Below are 20,157 nucleotides of genomic sequence, written 5' to 3'. Positions count from 1 at the left end.
CGACGTGGCAAAAGCAGTCGCGCAAAAAAAGCGAAGATCCATGGATAACAAATTAGCGCCGTTCAGTTTGCCTCGCTGGCGGTTCACAACGTGGTTGTGCCATTCCGGCCACGACGTACCGGACGACATACGGGTTGCGTTGATCGGAAGTCTTTTTGGCACCCTGCCTATTTTTGCCGGCGGCGTTCTCAACACCATCGCCGTTTCGATCGCCATCACCTTGAGGGAACCCACGCCGGCGTTCATGGCGTGGGTAATTATGGAAGTGCTGCTGTGCGGTACGCGCCTGATCCTTTTGGTCGCGGCGCATCGGGCCGCGCGACGCGGACAGCCGACTTACACAGATGTCTACTTGCTTCTAGGCGTGCTGTGGGGCGCAAGCGTTGGCTATGGCGCGTTCATCAGTATCCTGAGTAACGACTGGATTGCCGCGACGCTTTCCTGCCTGTCGGCGGCTGCCATGGTGGGCGGAATCTGCTTCAGGAATTTCGGTGCGCCGCGGCTCGTCGCCATCATGATTTTGTTGTCGCTGGGTCCTTGCTGCATTGCCGCCGCAATGTCCAAAGAACTTATCCTCACGCTGACGCTGATTCAGATACCTTTTTATCTGGTGGCAATGAGCATTGCCGCGTTCCGTCTTAACGGACTGCTCGTTTCCACCATGAAAGCTGAAAGGGAAAACGATTATCGCGCGCGGCATGACGCACTGACCGGTTTGCCCAATCGCGCGGGATTGATCCATGCATCGCAGACACGGTACAAGGCGGTGCCGGGCAAGCGCGGAAAAGTCGCGGTGCTCTACATTGACCTGGACGGTTTCAAGCCCGTCAACGACCAATATGGACACGAAGCCGGCGACCTGCTGCTCGTGATGATCGGCGGACGTCTGAATGCGCTGAAAGGTCCGGACGACATGGTGTTTCGTATAGGCGGCGACGAATACGTGGTGACCATGAGCGTGCCGGATCGCAATGACGCCGCTGCGTTTGCGGACCGGCTGATCAACGAAATGTCGGCGGCGTTCGCGTTGACGTCGAACGTCTCGGTCAATGTTGGCGCGAGCATTGGCGTGGCGCTCGTGCCGGATCACGGCTTCGACGTCCTGACCGCGCTCAACGCCGCCGATAAAGCCCTGAACGTCGCCAAGGCAATGGGCAAGGCGCGCTGGAGCCTGGCGGCTTAGCGCGTCCTGTTCGCGCTATCGTCTTTCGGCTGGCGCGGACCGGCCGCTCAGCCAGGAGATATCCACGTGCAGCAATTCGGCTAGACGCTGGCAATCGGCGTTACGCGGCAGTGTAATTCCTGCGCGCCACAGCGCAACGTCGCCCTCGGTCACGCCAAGCGATTTCGCCACGCGCTGCGAAGTCAGTCCCGAGCGCTTGATGGTCATGTCGAGTCGTGCGGCAAATGCTCGGCCCAGGCGCTGGCCGCCGCTATGTTCGATGCTGTCGCTGACGTGGTGGTCGGTGAGAGTGTGTGCGTTCATGAATGCGCAAAGCCATGGGCGGTTACGGTGTTCGAACGGGGAACTCTACGTGATGAAAGAGTCGTGCTGGTGACATTACATTCGCTTTCACGGACGAAATGTTTTCAGGCGCACACAACAATAGAGATGCACGAATGCCAAGAGGCGCCAGGCATATTTTCTTGACGGTTTGATGGCAAACGCACATTGAACCGGTTTTTTCGGAGTTTCCGTAATCCTGACCGCCGGCATCATGAACGGCCCGAACCTTGCTGCAAAATAAACTTCGGCTCGTACGCCAATCAGGGAGAAACGCATGTCAGTGAATTACGGGGTGCTCAAGGGCACAATAACCGGCCATCTTCGCAATGCCGACGACGACCACTACCAGATCCTCGTTCATGGCGGCACGACGGTTTTTCGAATTGCATCGAACGTGAAATCGTCGGCGCCCCACGCGCCATCAACCGTGTTGTTTGAAGAACTGGATACGCTGCCCGATAAATTCTTGAGCGAGTTGGGCGCGCTTGCGCCGGGCTTCACCAAGTTGCCATCCACGCCCGGAGGACTCGCGATCGACTACGTTCGCGGTGGTATGGTCGATACGAAATCGATGAAACCCGTGCCGCCCGACGCACCCGGCGTGAACAACGACCTGAAAGACAAACTGGAAGACGCGGTGGTGACCGCAATGGCCATGGAGGGATCGATTGTGTATGCGTTCGGGTCGCGATGGGGTCCCGAACAAGGCAAGCCGGATCAGTATTTCCACTTCGTTCCCGGCAACGGCGTTCACGATATCCACATGAACCAGGGCAACGGCGGCCAGTACGCAGGGGACAACGGTGCATACCAGGACGGCGCGCTGATGATTGCGTATCCGAACAATACATGGCGCGCGTTTTTCTTCGCGTTCCAGTCGCAAACCTTTGATACGGATGCGAACGGAAATCCGGCGAAAGCCTAGACCTTCTTCAAATAGCAGGCCTTGAGCATGAAGCTGCCGGCGTCCATCTTGCAGTCGACTTCATGGTCGCCGCCAACAAGCCGGATGCTTTTTACCTTCGTGCCGACTTTCAGCGTGATCGACGAGCCTTTGACTTTCAGGTCCTTTATCAGGACCACCGAATCGCCGTTGGCAAGTACGTTGCCGTTCGAATCCTTGACGACGGACGTTTCGTCGTCGTCGGGGGAAGCCGCTTCAGTTGCGGACCATTCGTGACCGCAGTCCGCGCAGATGATGCGCTCCGCGTCGGCGTAAGTGTTTTCCATCGCGCAGAGTGGGCAGGGTGGGAGTGTAGGCATGATTCCTCAAATAATCGTGACAGTCGATGCAGTGCGAACGCGTTTTGAAACGAGAACGGAACCGCTTCGAAAGGCGGGATTATAGAGGGCGGCTTAACCGCTTCATGTTCTGCAATGTAACCTGCGATGCGTTACTTCACTCATTGCTTCGTTTGCATTGCCAATGAACGCGGGGCCGAGGTCCGCAAGCGTCTGGCATCCAAGCAAGCGCATCGCGATCGTCATTTCGTCATGCATCAGTGCCAGGACACCGGCGGCGCCCGGCAAGCCGTTTGCCGCCACGCCGTACAGCGGCGCGCGTCCGAGCAGGACGCCGTGCGCGCCGAGCGCGATGGCTTTCAATGCATCGCTGCCGCGGCGCACGCCGCCATCAATCAAGACCGTCAATTTGTCGCCGACCGCGTCCACGATCCCCGGCAGTACTTCAACAGGCGCGAACGTGCTGCCCAATTGCCGCCCGCCGTGATTCGATACCACGATGCCATCCGCACCGTGTTTTACCGCAAGCGCTGCATCGTCGGCGCTCATCACCCCCTTGACGATCACCTTGCCGCTCCAATGTTTGCGCACCCAATCGAGATCCGCCCATCCCAGACTCAGGTCCATCTGCCGGCTCAACATGGCGGAATGACGCGATAAATCCGCACGCTCGCCAACGCTCTTCGCGATGTTCTTCAACTGCGGCGAACCGAAGCGCGCCATTTGCAGCGACCATAGCGGATGCGTCACGCAATCGGCGACAAGTTTCGGCGTCAGCTTCAATGGCAATTTGAATCCATTGCGTGTGTCGTGATCGCGTTTGCCGTGCACAGGGACATCGACGGTCAGGAGAAGTGTCGAATAACCTGCAGCGCTTGCACGCCGCATGATGTCCTCCGCAATTGCGCGATCCTGCTGCACGTAAAGCTGCATCCACAGGTCGCCCTGCTGCGCGGCGGCGCGCACATCTTCGAGCAGCGACGTGGAAGCCGTCGACAACGCAAACGGCAAACCCGCGCGGCTCGCCGCCTGAGCAAGCAGTTCGTCGGCACGGGGCCAGAAAAGGCCGTTCAAACCCGTCGGCCCGACGATCATCGGCGCTGCGGCTTCGCGTCCGAAAAACCGCGTCGAGGCAGAGCAAAGGGACACGTCTTTCAGCACGCGCGGTTTGAAAAGCCACTGCTTATATGCATTGTTATTGCGCTCCAGCGCGTCGCCGTCCTCGGCTCCGCCATCGAGATAATCGAACGCTAAGCGCGGCAAGCGCCGTCGCGCAGCAAGCCTGTAATCCGCGACCGATGAAACCATTCAAGCTCCCCGATTCGATTGCACTACAATTGTGATAATCACAATCCGATACATCAAAATCCAAACAAGCATGTCCAAAAGCGCTGTCGGCAAGCCGGAAGAGTCAGGCGAAAAAGAGGCTCGCCGCTCGTCGCTCTTTGTCGGATCAACTGAAAAAGCCTTCCAGGTCCTGCACGCATTCGACGGCCCGAGCCGCCACATGACCCTCGTAGATATTGCGCGCGCGTCCGGCCTTGACCGCAGCGCCACGCAGCGCCTCGTGCATACGCTCGAAGTGCTCGGGTATCTTTATCGCGTGCCGGAAACGCGCAACTACGGCCTGACCACCAAGGTGCTGCAGTTCTCGTACAACTACGTGCGCGCCAACGAACTCATCGACAAAGCGTCGCCATACCTTCTGGACATCAGCCGCCGCCTCGGCGAAACCACCAACCTCCAGGAGCTCGACGGCCACGAGATCGTGTTCGTCGCGCGCTTTCCGGGGCAGCATCTGGTCAATATCGACATTGTGGTCGGCGCGCGCTTGCCGGCCATGTTCACGGCGTCGGGCATCGCAATCCTGTCGCGTCTCTCCGATGAACGCGTGCGCGAAATCCTTTCGCAAACGCGGCTCGATCCCATCACGCACTACACCGAAACCAATCCGGACAAGCTGCTTGAACGCGTGCGCAAAGTGGCGCGGCGCGGTTATGCGGTGATCGAAAACGAAACCGTGCTCGGCGATATTTCGGTGGCCGCGCCGGTGACCGATCACGGCGGCATGGCCGTCGCCGCGATCAACATTTCGGTGCCCACGTCGCGCTGGTCCATCGAGCGTGTCGAGGCCGAACTCGCGCAGCACGTGCAGGTCGCCGCGACATCCATTTCCAAGGCGCGGCTTTCCGGCTACAAGCGCTGAGCGTCAAATCAAAGCTTGCGTTCGAACAGAGCGAGCTGCTTTTCGAGTTCCACGCGCAAGTTCGCCGACAATGCCGGGTCCGCCTGAACCAGAGGCGCCAGCATGTCGGGCGCGTGGACGTCGATCAGGTCCATTACCGACTTCATTGGGCCGGGATTGGTCTCGGCGAACGCCATGTTCATCAGCGGGATCAGCGAGCGATGCAACGCGAGCGCATCCTGCGTCCTGCCTTCGCGCGCCAGCTCGTAAATCTTTTTCCACGCGGTGGGCAACAACGTCGCCGTCACCACGATGCCACCGCGCGCGCCTGCTGCAACATGCAGCGGGAACAGCGTGTCCTCGCCGCTCAGCACGGCAAACGATTCGTCCACGCCTGCAACCGTGCGCAGGAAGTGCCACATGTCGGTGTTGCACGCCTTCATGCCAATGATCCGCTCATGCTTCGACAACTCGTGCAGCACTTCGGGCGCGATCGCAATCCGCGTGCGATACGGGATCTCATAGATGAGGATCGGCAACGGCGATTCGTCGGCGTAGCGCAGGAAATAATCGCGTATGCCGCCTTGCGTCGGGTTGGTGTAGTACGGCGTCAGCACCAGCAGACCGTCTGCGCCGGCAGCGGCGAAGTCCTTCCCAGCCTGCATTGCATCGTGATAACCCGGATCCAGCACGCCCGCGATCACCGGAATCTGGCCAGCCGCTTCCTGCGCCGTGATCCCGGCCATGCGAATGCGTTCTGCACGCGAGAGCGCGCCGTATTCGCCCGTGCCGCCAAGCGGCACCACGCCATCCACGCCTTGCTTGAGCAGATAGCGCATCAAGGCGCGCGCGGCCTCGGCGTTGATGCTGTCGTCGGGATTGACGGGGGTCGGAATGGCGGGAAAAACGCCACGCAGTTGTTGAGCTGAAAGCATGAGGAAGTCCTGTAAAACGATGGTTTTCAAGAAGCAAGGCTGCGCCGGCGCAAGCGATCGGCGACCCAGATCAGCACCGCGATAAACACGAACAAGCACGTCGATACCGCTGCGATCACCGGCGAAATCTGCATTGTGATTTCGTCCCAGAACTGCTTGGGCAAGGTCGTGCTCAATCCGCCCGACGAGAACAGCGCAATGGTCAGTTCATCGAACGAAGTGGCGAACGCGAACAGGAACGACGACATCAGACCTGCGCCGAGAATCGGAAACGTGACCCGGCGCAAGGTGGCCCACGGACGCGCGCCCATGCTTTGCGCGGCGAGGTCGAGCCGCGTGTCGTAGTTGCGAAGCACCGCCATCATGGTGATCACCACATAGGGTACGGCAACCACCGTATGCGCGAGCACGAGTCCATAAGACGACCCGATCAGCCCGATCTTCGCAAAGAAATAGAACACGCCAACCGCAATGATCATGCGTGGGACCACGATTGGCGCGAGGACGAACGCGAGCATCGCGGCCTTGCCTTTCATGCCGCCGCGCACGAGCAGGAAGGCGGCGGGCGTGCCGATCAGCATGGAAAGAATGCCGGTGCCCACACCCACGAGCATGGAACGCGTGACGGCCTGCATCCACAAGGGAGAATCCGTCATCTGCCGATACCACTGCAGCGAAAATCCGTGCGGCGGCCACGCAAGGCCGGAAGCGGCATCGAAGGAAAGCGGGATCATGAGAAACGCGGGCGCGCTCAGGAACACCAGCAGCAGGATCACGACTACGCGCAAGCTCAGGCTCGCACCAGCGGCCGCGCGCTTGCGGCGTTTGGGGAGCAGGCCGATCATGAAATCGGTGGCGTTGCCGAGCGCCGTCAGGATCAGGTCGCCGAGCTTGCGGCTCAATCCGCCGCCATGTTTCGGACCGCGTGCGGAGGCGCCTCCAGCCATGGTGGAAAGGCCCACGAGACGGTCGTAGATCAGGAACACGATCAAAACGACAGCCAGCAGCAGCACGGAAATGGCGCCCGCGAAGCCCCAGTTCAACGCCTGCATCACCTGGTCGATGATCAGTTGCGTGATCATGGTCTGATGGCGTCCGCCGAGCAGCGTGGGCGTAATGAAGAAGCCGATGGCGGTCACGAACACCATCAACGCGCCCGCCGCGACGCCCGGCAGCGATAACGGGAAATACACTTTCCAGAATACCGTGCCCGGCCGCGCGCCAAGGGTTGCCGCAGCGCTCGGCAAACGCCGGTCTATGTTCTCCATGACCGACAACATGGTCAGCACCGCAAGCGGCATCAGCGCGTGAACCATCCCGACGATCACCGCGGAAAAGTTATAAAGCAGGTTCAACGGCCGGTCGATAATCCCCAGTCCCATCAGCACCTGATTGATCACGCCATTGCGCCCAAGCAGGACGACCCAAGCAAACGTGCGCACGAGAAAGCTGGTCCAGAAGGACAGCAAGACCCAGAACAGCAGGCGGTTCTTGCGCTCCCGCGTAAGCGATGAAATCAGATACGCGATCGGATAACCGGTGAGCACGGAGAAGAACGTGGTCCACAAGGACACCTTCAGCGTGATCAGCAACACATCCACATAGACCGACGACGCAAAGAGCCGCTTGTATTCCACGAGCGTGAAACCCGTGCCGTTATGCACGCTCAAGAGCAGCAGTTGGCCGACGGGATAGACCAGCATCACGAGCAGCAGGATCACGATCGGTGCGCTCATCGCGCCGGGGCGCAACCATGCGCGCCACCGTGCCGGCCGATGCGGCGGCGTATCGGAACGCGTCTGTCCAGCAATCAGGGCGGAGCGATTCATCATTTACCCCGCAATGGCCACGGCGTCCGCCGTCAACCACGAAAGCCCGAGCGTCTGCCCGATTTCGTACTGGCCGCCGAGCCGGTTGGTGGGGAATGCCGCGACGAGCGGCGCTGCGTCGGTGATATGCGACTGCAGATAAAGCTTCGTCATGCTGCCCGTCACCATGATGTCGGTGAGTTTCGCCGACAGCGTGCCGCCATTGATGAACTCCGCTGGCGGTCCATCGTGGATCTGCAGGTTTTGCGGACGGAGCATCAGTTTCACAGGCTTGCCGTCGCGGATCACGGCGTCATAAGCCATGGCGTTTACGTTCGCGCCGCCTTGCACGCTGATCCGAACCTCATCGCCAATACGGCTGGTCACGACCGCATCGAGCAGATTCGATTCACCCAGGAAGTCCGCAACGAACACGCTCTTCGGACGGAAATACAGATCGGCCGGCGAGCCAAGCTGCGCGATCGACCCCGCGTTCATCAGGCAGATGCGATCGGACATGGTCATCGCTTCCTCCTGGTCGTGCGTGACGTACACAATCGTCGTGCCGAGATCGCGATGAATCCGCTTGATCTCCAGTTGCATCTGGTCGCGCAATTTCTTGTCGAGCGCGCCGAGCGGTTCATCCATCAGAATGATCGACGGCCGATACACCATGCAGCGCGCAAGCGCAATCCGCTGCTGCTGGCCGCCCGACAACTCTCGCGGATAACGCCCGGCAACATGCGGCAGATGCACCATTTCCAGCGCCTGCATGACCTTCTCGCGCGTCGCCTTTGCGTCGGTCTTGCGCATCTGCAACGGGAACGCAACGTTCTCCGCGACCGTCATGTGCGGGAACAGCGCATAGTTCTGAAACACCATGCCGATGTCGCGTTCATACGGCGCGCCATACGTCACGTCCGTACCATTGATGCGCACCTGTCCGTCGTCGGGTTGCGACAATCCCGCGATAAGACTCAGCAACGTGGTCTTGCCCGAACCGCTCGGCCCGAGCAGGGTCAGGAATTCGCCCTGGGCGACGTCGAGATCGATGGGCGCAAGCGCGACAAAGTCACCGTAGCGCTTGCACAGTCCCGTGATTTGAAGGTTCGAGGCAGACATGGTGATGACATCCCTGGCAATAAAACGCGGTGACAAAAAGGGGTTACGTCAGGATCCAGCTATTGAACCGTTCGAGTCCAACGCTTTGTTTTTCCTGCCAGAATTTCGCGTCGATATGCAGACCGTTCTTCATGTTCTCCGGGAACGTCGGGCAATTCTTCGCGATTTCCGGCTTGATGAAGTTGAATGCTTCGGGCTGCGTAACACCTGCGGGGAAGTATTCCACGAGCGCGGCCTGCCGTTTAGGGTCGGACGCGAACTTGATGAACTCGCGGCACGCCGCGGCGTTTGGCGTGCCTTTGAGGATCGACCAGTTGTCGCAACCCCAGATGTTCTGGTTCCAGACAATCGCCACGGGCGCGCCGTTTGCAATCGCCGACTGCGCGCGCGATACCCATGTGCTGATCATGTCGACTTCGCCCGAGCCGAGCATCTGTTCGACTTGCGCGCCGGTTGTCCACCACACATCGACGTGCTTCGAAATCTTGTCGAGACTCGCAATGCCTTTGTCGAAATTGACCGGATATACCTGCGAGGTCGGCACGCCGTCGCCCATCAGCGCTTCTTCGAAAGTATCGAACGGATATTTGCGCAGTCCGCGACGGCCCGGATAATCCTTGACGTTCCACATGTCGGCCCATGACGAAGGCGCCTTGCGTCCCTTGAACGCATCCGTGCGATAGGCGAGCACCGTTGTATAAACATTCGTGCCTACGCCATACGGCGACATGTATTGCGATGGAATCTTCGCGACTGCCGGGTCGGATTCAAGGCCGTGCTTTTCCAGATATTCCTTGCCGCCGCCGGTGAGCAGCAGGATTGCGGGCTGGCTGATCTTCGCCATGTCCCAGGTGTAGCTGCCGGTCTCGACCATGCTCTTGATCTGCGCGGTAGGTTCGGCATTTGCCTGTACGCCGACCACTTCAATGCCGGTTTTTTCGGTGAAAGGCTTGTAGAACACGGCGCCATACGCTTTCGTGTAGATGCCGCCATCGTCGCGAATCACGATCCGTTTGCTTGCTGCCCGCGATGGCGTCCAGACAAACGGAAACGCGACCGCCGCCGCGCCGGCGGCAGCAGTCTTGATGACCGTGCGGCGGCCGGGATTTTGTATCGCTTGAATCTCATCGCGTGCGGGCTGCTTTTTCATGTCGGCTCCAAGGGTGTGGATGAAAACAGAAACGCTAGGGGTGCGAGTGTCCGGGCTTCTTCAGGTGGCCCGGATCGGGCCGGGCAGTTCAAGGAATCAAACGTCCCGGATTAAGCAGGTTTCGCGGATCGAGCGCGGTTTTCACGGTGCGCATCAAGGCAAGTTCCGCGGGTGATTTGTAATGCGCCATCTCCGGCAAGCCGGTTTGTCCAACACCATGCTCGGCGCTGAACGTGCCGTGTAATTCGTGCGCGACATCGTTTACGCAGCGGCGCATGGCGGCCGCCATCGCGGCGGGATCGGCGAGTTCGCGCCAGGCGTCGAAGGTGAAGAAGGGAATGAAATGCGCGTTGCCGTCGCCGAGATGCGCAACCACGAGAATGTCGAGCGCCGGGACAATTGCGTGCACCGCTTGCGTCGCTCGTTCAATAAACGCCGGCACCGCCGAAACCGGCACCGCGCAGTCGGTCGTGAGGCCCACGCCCGCCTTCTTGTTTGCCTCGGACACGCTGTGGCGAATCTCCCAGAGCGTTGCGCGTTGAGTCTCGTTGCTCGCGAGGATTGCGTCGTGGATAAGGCCTTGTTCAGCCGCGTGCTCGAGCGTTTGCTGAAGCAGCGCGGCCATTTCGTCGCCGCCGCTGGTATCGGCGAGTTCGACCAGTACGTGCCATTCATGCAGTTCGCCGAGTGGATTGCGCCGCCCCGGCACGTGTTGGATAACCAGTTCCAGCTGACGCCGGTTGATCATCTCGAAGGCGCTCAGGCGCGAGCCGCATGCTGCCTGGAACAAACCGAGAATCTGCAGTGCGGCAGCGGGGTCTGAGGGCGCGAACCACGCGAGCGCATGTTGCGTTGGCAGCGGATGCAGCTTGAGCGTTGCCGCCGTGATGATCCCGAGCGTGCCTTCCGTGCCGATGAACAAATGCTTCAGATCGAGTCCCGTATTGTCCTTGCGCAAGGCACGCAAGCCGTTCCAGACGGTGCCATCGGCGAGAACCACTTCCAGGCCGAGCACGTTGTCGCGGGTGTTGCCATAGCGCACGACGCCCGTACCGCCCGCATTCGTCGATAAATTTCCACCGATCTGGCATGAGCCTTCCGCACCGAGGCTCACTGCGTACAGCCGGTTTTCCGCCGCCGCTGCGTCTTGCACCGTCTTGAGCACGCAGCCCGCTTCGACTTCCATCGAGCCATTGGCGGCGTCGATGTGACGAATGCGGCGCATGCGCGCCAGATTGACGATGACCGGCGCCACGCCCTCATTGCGCGGGATGGCGCCAGCGCAAAGACTGGTGTTTCCGCCTTGCGGCAGGACCGGCACGCCGCGCGCCGCGCACAGCCGGACGATTGCCGCGACCTGCGCCGTGTTCGACGGCTGCACGACCGCTGCGGCAGGTCCTTTATACCGGCCGCGCCAGTCTTCAGTGAAAGGCGCGAGATCGGCGGCGTCGGTCAACACTGCGTCGGCTCCGATCTCGGTTTTCAGCGCGGCAATCAACGGGGTGACGTCATTCATGTTCCAGTTCCTCGGATCGGACGCCGGGCGTTACTTTGAGCAGCCAAAGCCCGCGTCTGAAGAGCAGGATATGAAGAAAAAAATCGCATTGAAATGCCTTTAATCGTAATGCGATTAAAATAGGCGTTTTCGCCAACGCAAAATAGGCATTGAACGGACTGGCTGCGGCATGATGCCGCAGCCAGAGCAGGGGATTTTTTCGGTTTGGTATGGGTCTGAAAACACCGGCGCCGCCTTCAGACACTCTTCAGAAATTGAAATCAAACAGGGTGCGATCAAAGCGATGCAAAGACGCCATCAAGCCTTCTACGGCCTTGATTCGGCTCGATTCGTCCGCAAATGTGTTCGTATCCGGCCGAATGTTGTTGTTTCGCTGCGTGTGAATGCCGGAAACGCCTGTTTATTGGCGCGTAACGCACTCGCAGCAACGAAGTTGCTATAGACTGTACGGCCCGCGCGAATCCTGCGCTTGTTAGCGCGCCCCGCCTCCAACTGATTCAGCTTGCTCGAATCAACGCATTGATTAGCTCAACCCGAGGTGACGATCCTGTCGGTCTTCACGGTAGTGCGCGTGTGTGACCGCCTGTGCACCGGATTGCTTTTCTCAGAGCAAGGCCATCGAGGAAATGTATGACAAGTTTTGATCCAACCGAATCTACCGCCGGAAACGGCGTTCCTGCCAAGAAATCGAAAGCCCGCCGTGGGTCCGCAGACAAGCTGTCGCGTCCTTCAATGGACGAAGGCGTCGTCTCGCCCGAACAGGCCGACGAACGTCAACGCCAGATGCGCGCGTTGATCCAGCTAGGAAAGCAGCAAGGCTACCTCACGCACGCGGAGATCAACGACCACCTGCCCGGTAACTTTGCCCAGACGTCGGCTATCGAAACCATCGTCAGCACGTTCCGCGACATGGGCGTAGCGGTCTATGAAGAAGCGCCGGACTCCGAGACGCTGCTGCTGAACGACTCCACGCCGACCGCCGTGTCGGACGAACAATCGGACGAAGAAGCGGAAGTCACGCTTGCGACCGTGGACTCGGAATTCGGCCGCACGACCGACCCGGTGCGCATGTACATGCGTGAAATGGGCAGCACGGAGTTGTTGACCCGCGCCGGCGAAATCGAGATTGCGAAGCGCATTGAAGATGGCCTTGGCGAAATGATCAAGGCGGCCTTCGCGTGCCCGTCTACGGTTGTCACGCTGCTGACGACCGTGGACAAGGTCGTGGCGGGCGAATTGCGCATCGACGAACTCGTGGACGGCTTCAAGGACGCGAGCACGCTCGACGAAGCAGTCGTTGACGACGCGGACGCGGAACTCGACGAAGCCGAGCTTGCATCGGAAAGCGACGACGAAGAAGGCGAAACCGACGACGAACAGGCCACGCGCGCGAACGCCACGCGCCTCAAGCACTTGCTGCGCGATTGCCTGCCTATTTTCGTCAACGTGCGCGATCAGTTCGACGCATTCCATGCGGCTTACAGCGCCAACGATTCGCGTACCGGCGACTGGCCGACGGTGCAGGAACATATCCAGAATGAACTGGCGACCGTGCGGTTTACCGCCCGGACCATCGACCGGTTGTGCGCCGAGGTGCATGAGCAGGTCGAGCAGGTTCGCGCCATTGAACGCCGTATCCTGAAGATCGCTGTCGACCTCGCGGGCATGCCGCGCGAGAAGTTCGTTGAAGTGTTCCCGGGTCACGAGACCGATCTCGAGTGGACCATGCGTCACGCGGCGGCATCGAGCGCATACGGCAAGGCGCTCGAACGCGCGTTACCCGCGATTCAGGCCGAACAGCAAAAGCTGATCGAAATCGAATCGCAACTGATGTTGCCGCTGTCGCAACTGAAGGCGCTCAACAAGCAGATGACGTCGGCCGAGCACAAGATGCGTCAGGCAAAGCGCGAGATGACGGAAGCGAACTTGCGTCTCGTGATTTCGATTGCAAAGAAGTACGTGAATCGCGGCATGCATTTCCTGGATCTGATCCAGGAAGGCAACATCGGCTTGATGAAGGCCGTGGACAAGTTCGAATACCGGCGCGGCTGGAAGTTTTCCACGTACGCAACGTGGTGGGTTCGCCAGGCTGTGACACGTTCGCTCGCCGATCAGGGCCGTACCATTCGTGTGCCGGTGCACATGATCGAGACCATCAACAAGCTGAACCGTGTATCGCGTGAAATCCTGCAGCAGACCGGGCAGGAAGCGCATCCTTCGGTGTTGGCGGTTCGGCTCGACTTGTCGGAAGAGAAGGTTCGCAGCATCCTGAAGATCGCGCGTCAGCCGGTTTCACTGGAAACGCCCTTGGGCGAAGACGGCGACACCACGCTCGGCGACATGGTGGAAGATTCGGCGACCGAGTCGCCGGCAGATGCCGCCATGCACGCGGACATGCGTCTTGCGATCAAGGACGCGCTGGATTCGCTGTCGCCGCGCGAGGCGAAGGTGTTGAGAATGCGCTTTGGTATCGACACGGTTTCCGACCATACATTGGAAGAAGTCGGCAAGCAGTTCGATGTGACCCGCGAGCGGATTCGTCAGATCGAAAGCAAGGCAATGCGCAAGCTCGTGCATCCGAGCCGGTCGGAGAAGTTGAGATCGTTCCTCGCGCATTAAGCGCGCTGCCTGTTTGTTCGCAGGCTTAACGAAGACTTGGAAGTACATGTCCGAGGTTGGTGGGTCCGGTGTTCCGGATCGCCAACCGCGGATTTTTTTATGCGGTCTCCAGGTACTAACAAAAAAAGCGCGATGGGCTTTCAAGCCGCATCGCGCTTTTTTCCATGAGGCTTGGCTATCAGAAGTCCAGTGCCGCCGTCAGATCGCCCATCGGCTTGCCGCCGGCTGCGACCATTGCGGCGTCGCGTGCCGTCAGGCCCGGCAGCTTCGGCAACGAATAGCGCGTGGTAATCAGGCGCAGGATCGAGGTCGTGTCGTATTGCGTGTGATCGACAAAGCCCTTTTTCGCGTACGGCGAAATCACGAGCGCCGGAATGCGCGTGCCCGGACCCCAGCGGTCACCCTTCGGCGGCGCGACGTGATCCCAGAAACCGCCGTTTTCATCGTAGGTCACCACAACGACCATGTTCTTCCACTGCGGGCTCGCTTGCAGATGCTGGATCACGTTCGCAATGTGCGCATCGCCCGAAGCCACGTCCGTATAACCCGCGTGCTCGTTCAAGTTGCCTTGCGGCTTGTAGAACGCAACGGACGGTAGCGTGCCCGCATCGATTGCCTTGATGAACTCCGAGCCGTCCGTGCCGCCATCCAGCAAATGCTGCGTGCGGTTGGCCGTACCCGGCGCGAGGTCGGCGAAGTAGTTGAACGGCTGATGATGCGTCTGGAAGTTCGGCACCGAGTTCGTTGAGCCGCTGATCTTCGTGCGATCGGCGAGCGCCGCGCCCCACGACCCGCCGTACCACGCCCACGATACGTTCGCCGTGTTCAGCAGATCGCCAATATGCGTCTGCGTTTGCGGCGGCAGCGTGGTTGCCACGGCCGGATCGGCGAGGGTTGCGTCGCCGCCCGCGGGCGGTGTGTTGCCGCTTGGCTGATACGGCGGCTGCATTGTGTTGATGGCGAAGAAATCAGGCGTCAGGTTGCCCGAATTGACGAACTTCGGAATGCCCGCGATAGCCGATGCCGGCGATGTCGCCGTCAGTTTCAGCGACACACCATCCGCATTCACCGACGAAATCGATCCGGACGCGACGCTCTTGTCCGCGTTCGGATAGATCGGCGTGCATGCGCAGACGAGCCACTGGTGGTTCAGGAACGAGCCACCGAATGCGCCCATGAAGAAGTTGTCGGCGAGCGTGAATTGCTGGGCGATCTTGTAGAGCGGCAGCTTGTCGGCGTTGGTGTTGTAGTGACCCATGACAAGGCCGCCCGAGTCGGCCCACGCGGCGAACTTGTCGTTCTTGCCGCCATTGATCTGCATCTGGTTTTCATAGAAACGGTGATACAGGTCACGCGTGGTCAGCGACAAAGGCGTGTTGAAACCCGCCGGATCGTCAATGGCAAACGGCGCATTCGGCAAGTTCGCGGTCATGGCTTGCGTGACTACGGGCGTGACGCCGGTCGCAGTCAGGCCGCTCCAGACGGGCGGCAATACCGGAAGCACGCTGCCGTCGCGGTCGAGCTGCTGCGCGCTTGCGGCCGTCACGCCTTGTAGCCCGTTCGCGCCCGGGAAGTTGCCGTAGAGGTTGTCGAAGCTGCGGTTTTCCGCGTAGATCACGACAATATTCTTCACCGATGTCAGGTCGGCTTTCTTGTCGTCATTGCCGCCGCATGCGTATAGGCCGAATGCGATCGACGCCGTGAGCGGCACGGCGAGGACGAGTTTCTTGTTCATCGATAGGTCTCTGTCGTTGGGGAACCGGCGGGGTGGATCTGGATGTTTGCCGGTGCCGCAGTGTCCCAAGCGGATTTGACAGGAACATTTAATATAGCTTTCAATAAGTAAGACTGTGTCAGGTTTTAACGGAAACAACGAAGGGCATTTGTCATGTCACGTGAGTGACATACGAACGTCATACGCTTCGTCTTCTCTCTGAAGCCTTATGCATATGCCATCCATCGTTTCCTTATCGCTGTCCCTGGCCGCGTTGTGCGTGTCATCAATCATCCTTAGCGGTTGCGATTCACACGCAGCTTCAACGGCGCCGCAAGCCGGGTCTTACAGTGCAAGCGAAGCGAAATCTCGCGCGCAGGTCTTTGCGCAGGTGAAGCTGATGACGTCGGTGGGCGAGAAGATGTTCATGGACCCATCGCTCTCGGGGTCGGGCAAACTCGCGTGCGCGTCGTGCCACAGTCCAAGTCATGCGTTCGGGCCACCGAACGGGTTGTCGGTGCAACTGGGTGGAAGCGACATGCACAGGCCTGGATTTCGCGCGGTGCCTTCGTTGCGTTATCTCCAGTCGGTGCCGCAATTCACGCAGCATTTTCACGACTCGGACGACGAAGGGGACGAAAGCGTCGATGCTGGCCCGACCGGCGGCCTGACATGGGACGGGCGGGTGGATCATGGCGCGGATCAGGCGCGCATACCGTTGACGTCATCGTTTGAAATGGGCAGCACGCCGGCGCAAGTGGTGGCGGCGGTCAAGGCCGCGCCCTACGCGGGCGAGTTCCGCGAGGCGTTCGGCGCGCAAGTATTCGACCAGGACGACAAGGCGTTCGACGCCATTCTCCGTTCTCTCGAAGCCTTTGAACAGACGCCGCAAAAGTTCTATCCGTATACGAGCAAGTTCGACGCGTTCCTTGCAGGCAAAGCGAAACTGAATGAAGCGGAACTGCGCGGCCTCGAGCTTTTCAACGATGAAAAGAAGGGCAACTGCGCCGCGTGCCATATCAGCCAGCGCGCGAAGGACGGCTCGCCGCCGCAGTTCAGCGACTTTGGTCTGATTGCTGTTGGCGTGCCGCGCAACCGCGCGTTGCCTGTCAACCGCGATCCGAAATTTTTCGATCTTGGCGCATGCGGGCCGGAGCGCAAGGATCTCAAGGGCCAGTCCGAATATTGCGGCATCTTCAGGACGCCCTCGCTGCGCAATGTGGCAACGCGCAAGGCGTTCTTCCACAATGGCATTTATCACTCGCTGGATGAAGTGGTGCGCTTCTATGTCCAGCGCGATACCAACCCGGAGAAGTTCTATCCGGTGATACACGGCAAGGTGCAGAAGTTCGATGACCTGCCCAAGCGCTACTGGTCGAACATCAATACGGAAGCGCCGTTCGACCGCAAGCCCGGCGAGCAGCCCGCGATGAACGAAGCCGAAATCAAGGACGTTGTCGCGTTTCTTAATACGCTGACCGACGGATACGAGGTCGCTAGGTAAGCGAGTCCAAGCTCGGTTCAACGGCTCGCGCCGTCGTCCGCTTTATAAAAGCGCGTCAGGTCGCTCTTTAACGCGTGCAGCGCCGCGTCGTCGAGATAGATCATGTGCCCGGTCGGGTAATACGCGCGCTGGACGTTCGCGCGCAAGGACGGGTCCAGGCCCATGTGCGACAGGTCGTATTCGGTCTGAAAGAATGGCGTTGCCAGATCGAAATATCCATTGAGCGAAAGCACGCGAAGGCGCGGGTTTTGCCGCATCGCCGCAGCAAGGTCGCCTGCCGCGTAAGGCTGCGACAACTGCTCGCCCCATGACGCCCGATGCTTCCAGTTCCATTGCGTCAACGCGCTGTCATTGAATACGCGATACGCATCCGGCGCCTCGAAATGAAGATCCTGCACGAGATGCTGATGTAACGCGGCATCGAATGCGCTTGCCACGCTGGTCACCGAAGCATCGTAATCGGGATGCTCGGCGGCGTCGTCATAGTCGATACCCTCGAAGCGCGCGTCGTATCGTCCGAGACTGCGCGATTCGCCGCGCAGCAGTTGCTTGCGAAAACGCGATGGCCAGATTTCGAGCCGCGTCTGTTTGACGTACTCGGCGGTGAGCCCTGTGTATCCGGCGACGCGCGCCGCAATGGCGTCGCGTTCGGAATCCGGCAGTGCGTCCCCTTTCGCCAGCGCCTCTGCGTAAGGGCCCGCCGCGAATGCGCGGACTTCGTTGAGATAGGCGTGCAAATCAGGTGGCTTGGGGACCAGTTTGTCGTGATACCACGCAATGGCGGCGTACGTGGGCAGATAGCTCACCGCTTCAAGGTCGGTGCCAGGCGCGCGCGTGGCCGAGTTGAGCACCGACGACATCAGCACCACGCCATTCAACGCAATGTTGTTCTGGCTCAATCGGTACGCAAGCATGGCGGCGCGCGCTGTGCCATACGATTCGCCAAGCAGATACTTGGGCGAGTTCCAGCGCTGGTTGACGCTCAGGTATCGCTCGATGAAACGCTCGAACGCGCCAAGGTCTTCATCCACACCCCAGAACTGCTTGCCGGTCGCGCGGCCCACGATGCGCGAAAAACCCGCGCCGGGGGCGTCGATAAACACAAGATCGGTGGTGCCGAGAAGACTGTCCGGGTTATCAGCGAGCACGTAAGGCGCGGGTGGCGTGATCGCCGGACTCGATGTATGCGCGCGTTTTGGTCCGAACGATCCCATCAGGAGAAACATGCTGCCCGCGCCCGGGCCGCCGTTGAAGAGAAAGGTGATGGGGCGCGTGGCGGCGTGCTTTGCGTCGGACGTGTAAGCCACGTAGAAGATGCTGGCTTCGGCCTGGCCCGCGTTGTTGCGCAAGAGCAGATTGCCGGCTGTTGCGGTGTAGTCGACCTTCTTGCCATCGAGCTTGATGGAATGCTGCGTGACCGATTGCGTTTCGGGCGGGACCGGGATGGCGTTGTCCGGCTTGACGCCGCTGGCGGTATCGCTTGCAGCCGATGCGCGCGCGGTGCGCGGACGCTCCGCCGCGCGCGGTGTGTTCGCAGCCGGTCCCGAGGCGGGCCGCGCAGCGGCAGCGGAAGCGGCTTCCTCGGTTGGCGCGGCGTTTGCGTTTGCGCCCTCGTCCTGCGCCACGACCGCGAATGCGTTGCCTGTCAGACCGATCACGATCAGACCCCGTACCAACTTCCTGAAGCAAGCGCGCATCGTAGTCCCGGTCGTTGTTTGGCTTGTCTGCCGTCTGGGATTCTCGATAAGCCCGCGCACCGCGTCAATAGTCTCTAGTGGGAGAGCAGCGCGCTTTACTCGCCCGGGACCCCGCTCATGCACGCTTTAACCGCTGCGGCTTGTCCACGGCTGCAAGCTGGTCATCGTGTGTTTCCTTCAGCATATCGACGAAATCCATCGTCAACCGCGCCCTTGGCTGATGAGGCGGGAACAGCAGATACATGGGGAACATTACCGCCGGCGAAAACGGCCGGATCGCGATCTCGGGTCCCGCAAAGTCCTGCGCCACGATTGGATGCGCGAGCGTCACGCCCATTCCGCACCGGACCATCTCGCAGCAGATCGCCGCGTACTGCGCTTCGATTGCGAGCACGCGCTCAACGCCCGCGCGCGTGAAGGCTTCGTCCATCAGCGTGCGTGTGCCGTCGCCATGACATAACGATACGAACGGCTCGCCCGCGAAATCCTTCGGCTTGAGCGCAGCCTTTTTTGCCAGCCGATGACCCGCCGGCAGCACGCATACCGCCGCGACCTTCGATAACAACTCGACTTCGCAATTCGACGCCTCGCTCGAATAGATGGCGACCCCGAGATCGCAAAACTGCGAACTGGTCCAGTGATTGACCGTGCCCGATGTATTCACATGGAGCGACACAGTGACTTCCGGATATTTCGCCTGGAAGCGCTGGATTGCATGCGGCACGAGTGTCATTCCCGCGGAGGGCATTGCTGCAATGCGCAATCGCCCGGTGCCGAGATTCTTGATTTGCGCCGCAGCATTCGTCAGCCCCTGCAGGCCCACATACGCGCGCTCCACCTCGCGGAAAAACGAGTTCCCTTCACTTGTAGGAATCAGCCGCACGCCGCTGCGCAGGAACAATTGCAGCCCGGTTTCACGTTCCAACTGCGTAATCAGGCGGCTGATATTGGGCTGCGACGTGAACAGTTCCTTCGCTGCAGCGGTCATGGAACCCGCGAGCATCACAGCCCGGAACGCCTCGATGTGCTTAAGATTCATGAAAGGCAACCCATATCATTGTTGTATGGGTAGTTATTTTATTCGTATTGGACGATATGCCTTGCGACGAACAAAATAAATTTGCCTACCCCACATTCGTTGAACATCCGACCCTGCAC

17 protein-coding genes are annotated in these 20,157 nt (G+C 60.0%); 6 read left to right on the top strand and 11 right to left on the bottom strand.

Annotation, left to right across the window (positions count from 1 at the left end; genetic code table 11):
• Nucleotides 1-40: 40 nt before the first annotated feature.
• Nucleotides 41-1,183: a GGDEF domain-containing protein gene (locus AWB64_RS16260; protein WP_060856557.1), complete on the top strand. Its 1,143-nt coding sequence runs from the start codon at nucleotides 41-43 to the stop codon at nucleotides 1,181-1,183.
• Nucleotides 1,184-1,198: 15 nt separating this feature from the next.
• Here AWB64_RS16260 and AWB64_RS16255 read toward each other — a convergent pair whose 3' ends face one another.
• Entirely contained in the window at nucleotides 1,199-1,486 is a 288-nt protein-coding gene (locus AWB64_RS16255; protein ID WP_060856458.1) for a transcriptional regulator, read from the bottom strand.
• Between the two features lie 295 nt (nucleotides 1,487-1,781).
• On the opposite strand from AWB64_RS16255, the gene AWB64_RS16250 reads away from it, so the two are divergent.
• Nucleotides 1,782-2,432 (top strand): YukJ family protein, encoded by a 651-nt coding sequence (locus tag AWB64_RS16250; protein WP_060856457.1) that lies wholly within the window; start codon nucleotides 1,782-1,784, stop codon nucleotides 2,430-2,432.
• Here the strand turns inward: AWB64_RS16250 and AWB64_RS16245 are convergent.
• Entirely contained in the window at nucleotides 2,429-2,770 is a 342-nt protein-coding gene (locus tag AWB64_RS16245) for a zinc ribbon domain-containing protein YjdM (RefSeq protein ID WP_060856456.1), read from the bottom strand. The two genes, AWB64_RS16250 and AWB64_RS16245, sit on opposite strands and share 4 nt — an antisense overlap.
• Nucleotides 2,771-2,872: 102 nt before the next feature.
• Nucleotides 2,873-4,057 carry an alpha-hydroxy acid oxidase gene (locus AWB64_RS16240; protein ID WP_060856455.1) on the bottom strand — a complete coding sequence of 395 codons (1,185 nt, stop codon included), beginning with the start codon at nucleotides 4,055-4,057 and terminating at the stop codon, nucleotides 2,873-2,875.
• A 70-nt stretch (nucleotides 4,058-4,127) separates the two neighbouring features.
• Between AWB64_RS16240 and AWB64_RS16235 the strand changes: the two genes are divergently transcribed.
• Complete coding sequence (locus tag AWB64_RS16235; protein WP_060856454.1) at nucleotides 4,128-4,955, top strand: IclR family transcriptional regulator; 828 nt, start codon at nucleotides 4,128-4,130, stop codon at nucleotides 4,953-4,955.
• A gap of 8 nt (nucleotides 4,956-4,963) precedes the next feature.
• Here AWB64_RS16235 and dapA read toward each other — a convergent pair whose 3' ends face one another.
• The 5 genes from dapA to AWB64_RS16210 form a co-directional block, all read right to left on the bottom strand.
• A complete protein-coding gene (gene dapA, locus AWB64_RS16230) occupies nucleotides 4,964-5,869 on the bottom strand; it encodes a 4-hydroxy-tetrahydrodipicolinate synthase (RefSeq protein ID WP_060856453.1) in 906 nt (301 codons plus the stop codon).
• Nucleotides 5,870-5,895: 26 nt separating this feature from the next.
• Nucleotides 5,896-7,605 (bottom strand): ABC transporter permease subunit, encoded by a 1,710-nt coding sequence (locus AWB64_RS16225; protein WP_060856556.1) that lies wholly within the window; start codon nucleotides 7,603-7,605, stop codon nucleotides 5,896-5,898.
• 96 nt (nucleotides 7,606-7,701) lie between these two features.
• Complete coding sequence (locus AWB64_RS16220) at nucleotides 7,702-8,799, bottom strand: ABC transporter ATP-binding protein (protein WP_060856452.1); 1,098 nt, start codon at nucleotides 8,797-8,799, stop codon at nucleotides 7,702-7,704.
• Between the two features lie 43 nt (nucleotides 8,800-8,842).
• Entirely contained in the window at nucleotides 8,843-9,949 is a 1,107-nt protein-coding gene (locus AWB64_RS16215; RefSeq protein ID WP_060856451.1) for an ABC transporter substrate-binding protein, read from the bottom strand.
• 88 nt (nucleotides 9,950-10,037) lie between these two features.
• A complete protein-coding gene (locus AWB64_RS16210; protein WP_060856450.1) occupies nucleotides 10,038-11,465 on the bottom strand; it encodes an FAD-binding oxidoreductase in 1,428 nt (475 codons plus the stop codon).
• 169 nt (nucleotides 11,466-11,634) lie between these two features.
• Between AWB64_RS16210 and AWB64_RS31585 the strand changes: the two genes are divergently transcribed.
• Nucleotides 11,635-11,907, top strand: coding sequence for a hypothetical protein (locus AWB64_RS31585; protein ID WP_157766638.1), 273 nt, complete (start codon nucleotides 11,635-11,637; stop codon nucleotides 11,905-11,907).
• Nucleotides 11,908-12,095: 188 nt separating this feature from the next.
• Nucleotides 12,096-14,084, top strand: coding sequence for an RNA polymerase sigma factor RpoD (rpoD, locus tag AWB64_RS16205; RefSeq protein WP_060856449.1), 1,989 nt, complete (start codon nucleotides 12,096-12,098; stop codon nucleotides 14,082-14,084).
• A gap of 178 nt (nucleotides 14,085-14,262) precedes the next feature.
• Here the strand turns inward: rpoD and AWB64_RS16200 are convergent, their stop codons facing one another.
• Complete coding sequence (locus tag AWB64_RS16200) at nucleotides 14,263-15,819, bottom strand: acid phosphatase (protein WP_060856448.1); 1,557 nt, start codon at nucleotides 15,817-15,819, stop codon at nucleotides 14,263-14,265.
• A gap of 214 nt (nucleotides 15,820-16,033) precedes the next feature.
• On the opposite strand from AWB64_RS16200, the gene AWB64_RS16195 reads away from it, so the two are divergent.
• Nucleotides 16,034-17,302, top strand: a complete 1,269-nt coding sequence (locus AWB64_RS16195; RefSeq protein WP_244164087.1) for a cytochrome-c peroxidase — start codon at nucleotides 16,034-16,036, stop codon at nucleotides 17,300-17,302.
• A 17-nt stretch (nucleotides 17,303-17,319) separates the two neighbouring features.
• On the opposite strand, the gene AWB64_RS16190 is transcribed toward AWB64_RS16195, so the two are convergent.
• Nucleotides 17,320-18,999: a S10 family peptidase gene (locus AWB64_RS16190; RefSeq protein ID WP_075643293.1), complete on the bottom strand. Its 1,680-nt coding sequence runs from the start codon at nucleotides 18,997-18,999 to the stop codon at nucleotides 17,320-17,322.
• A 115-nt stretch (nucleotides 19,000-19,114) separates the two neighbouring features.
• On the bottom strand, nucleotides 19,115-20,038 hold the full coding sequence (locus tag AWB64_RS16185; RefSeq protein ID WP_060856446.1) for a LysR substrate-binding domain-containing protein: 924 nt from the start codon (nucleotides 20,036-20,038) through the stop codon (nucleotides 19,115-19,117).
• Nucleotides 20,039-20,157: the final 119 nt, after the last annotated feature.

Origin of the sequence: Caballeronia sordidicola (assembly GCF_001544455.2) — a bacterium.
Classification (GTDB): Bacteria; Pseudomonadota; Gammaproteobacteria; order Burkholderiales; family Burkholderiaceae; genus Caballeronia; species Caballeronia sordidicola.
The sequence above is the reverse complement of the archived record's forward strand: the minus strand, read 5'-3'. Positions and strand labels throughout refer to the sequence as shown.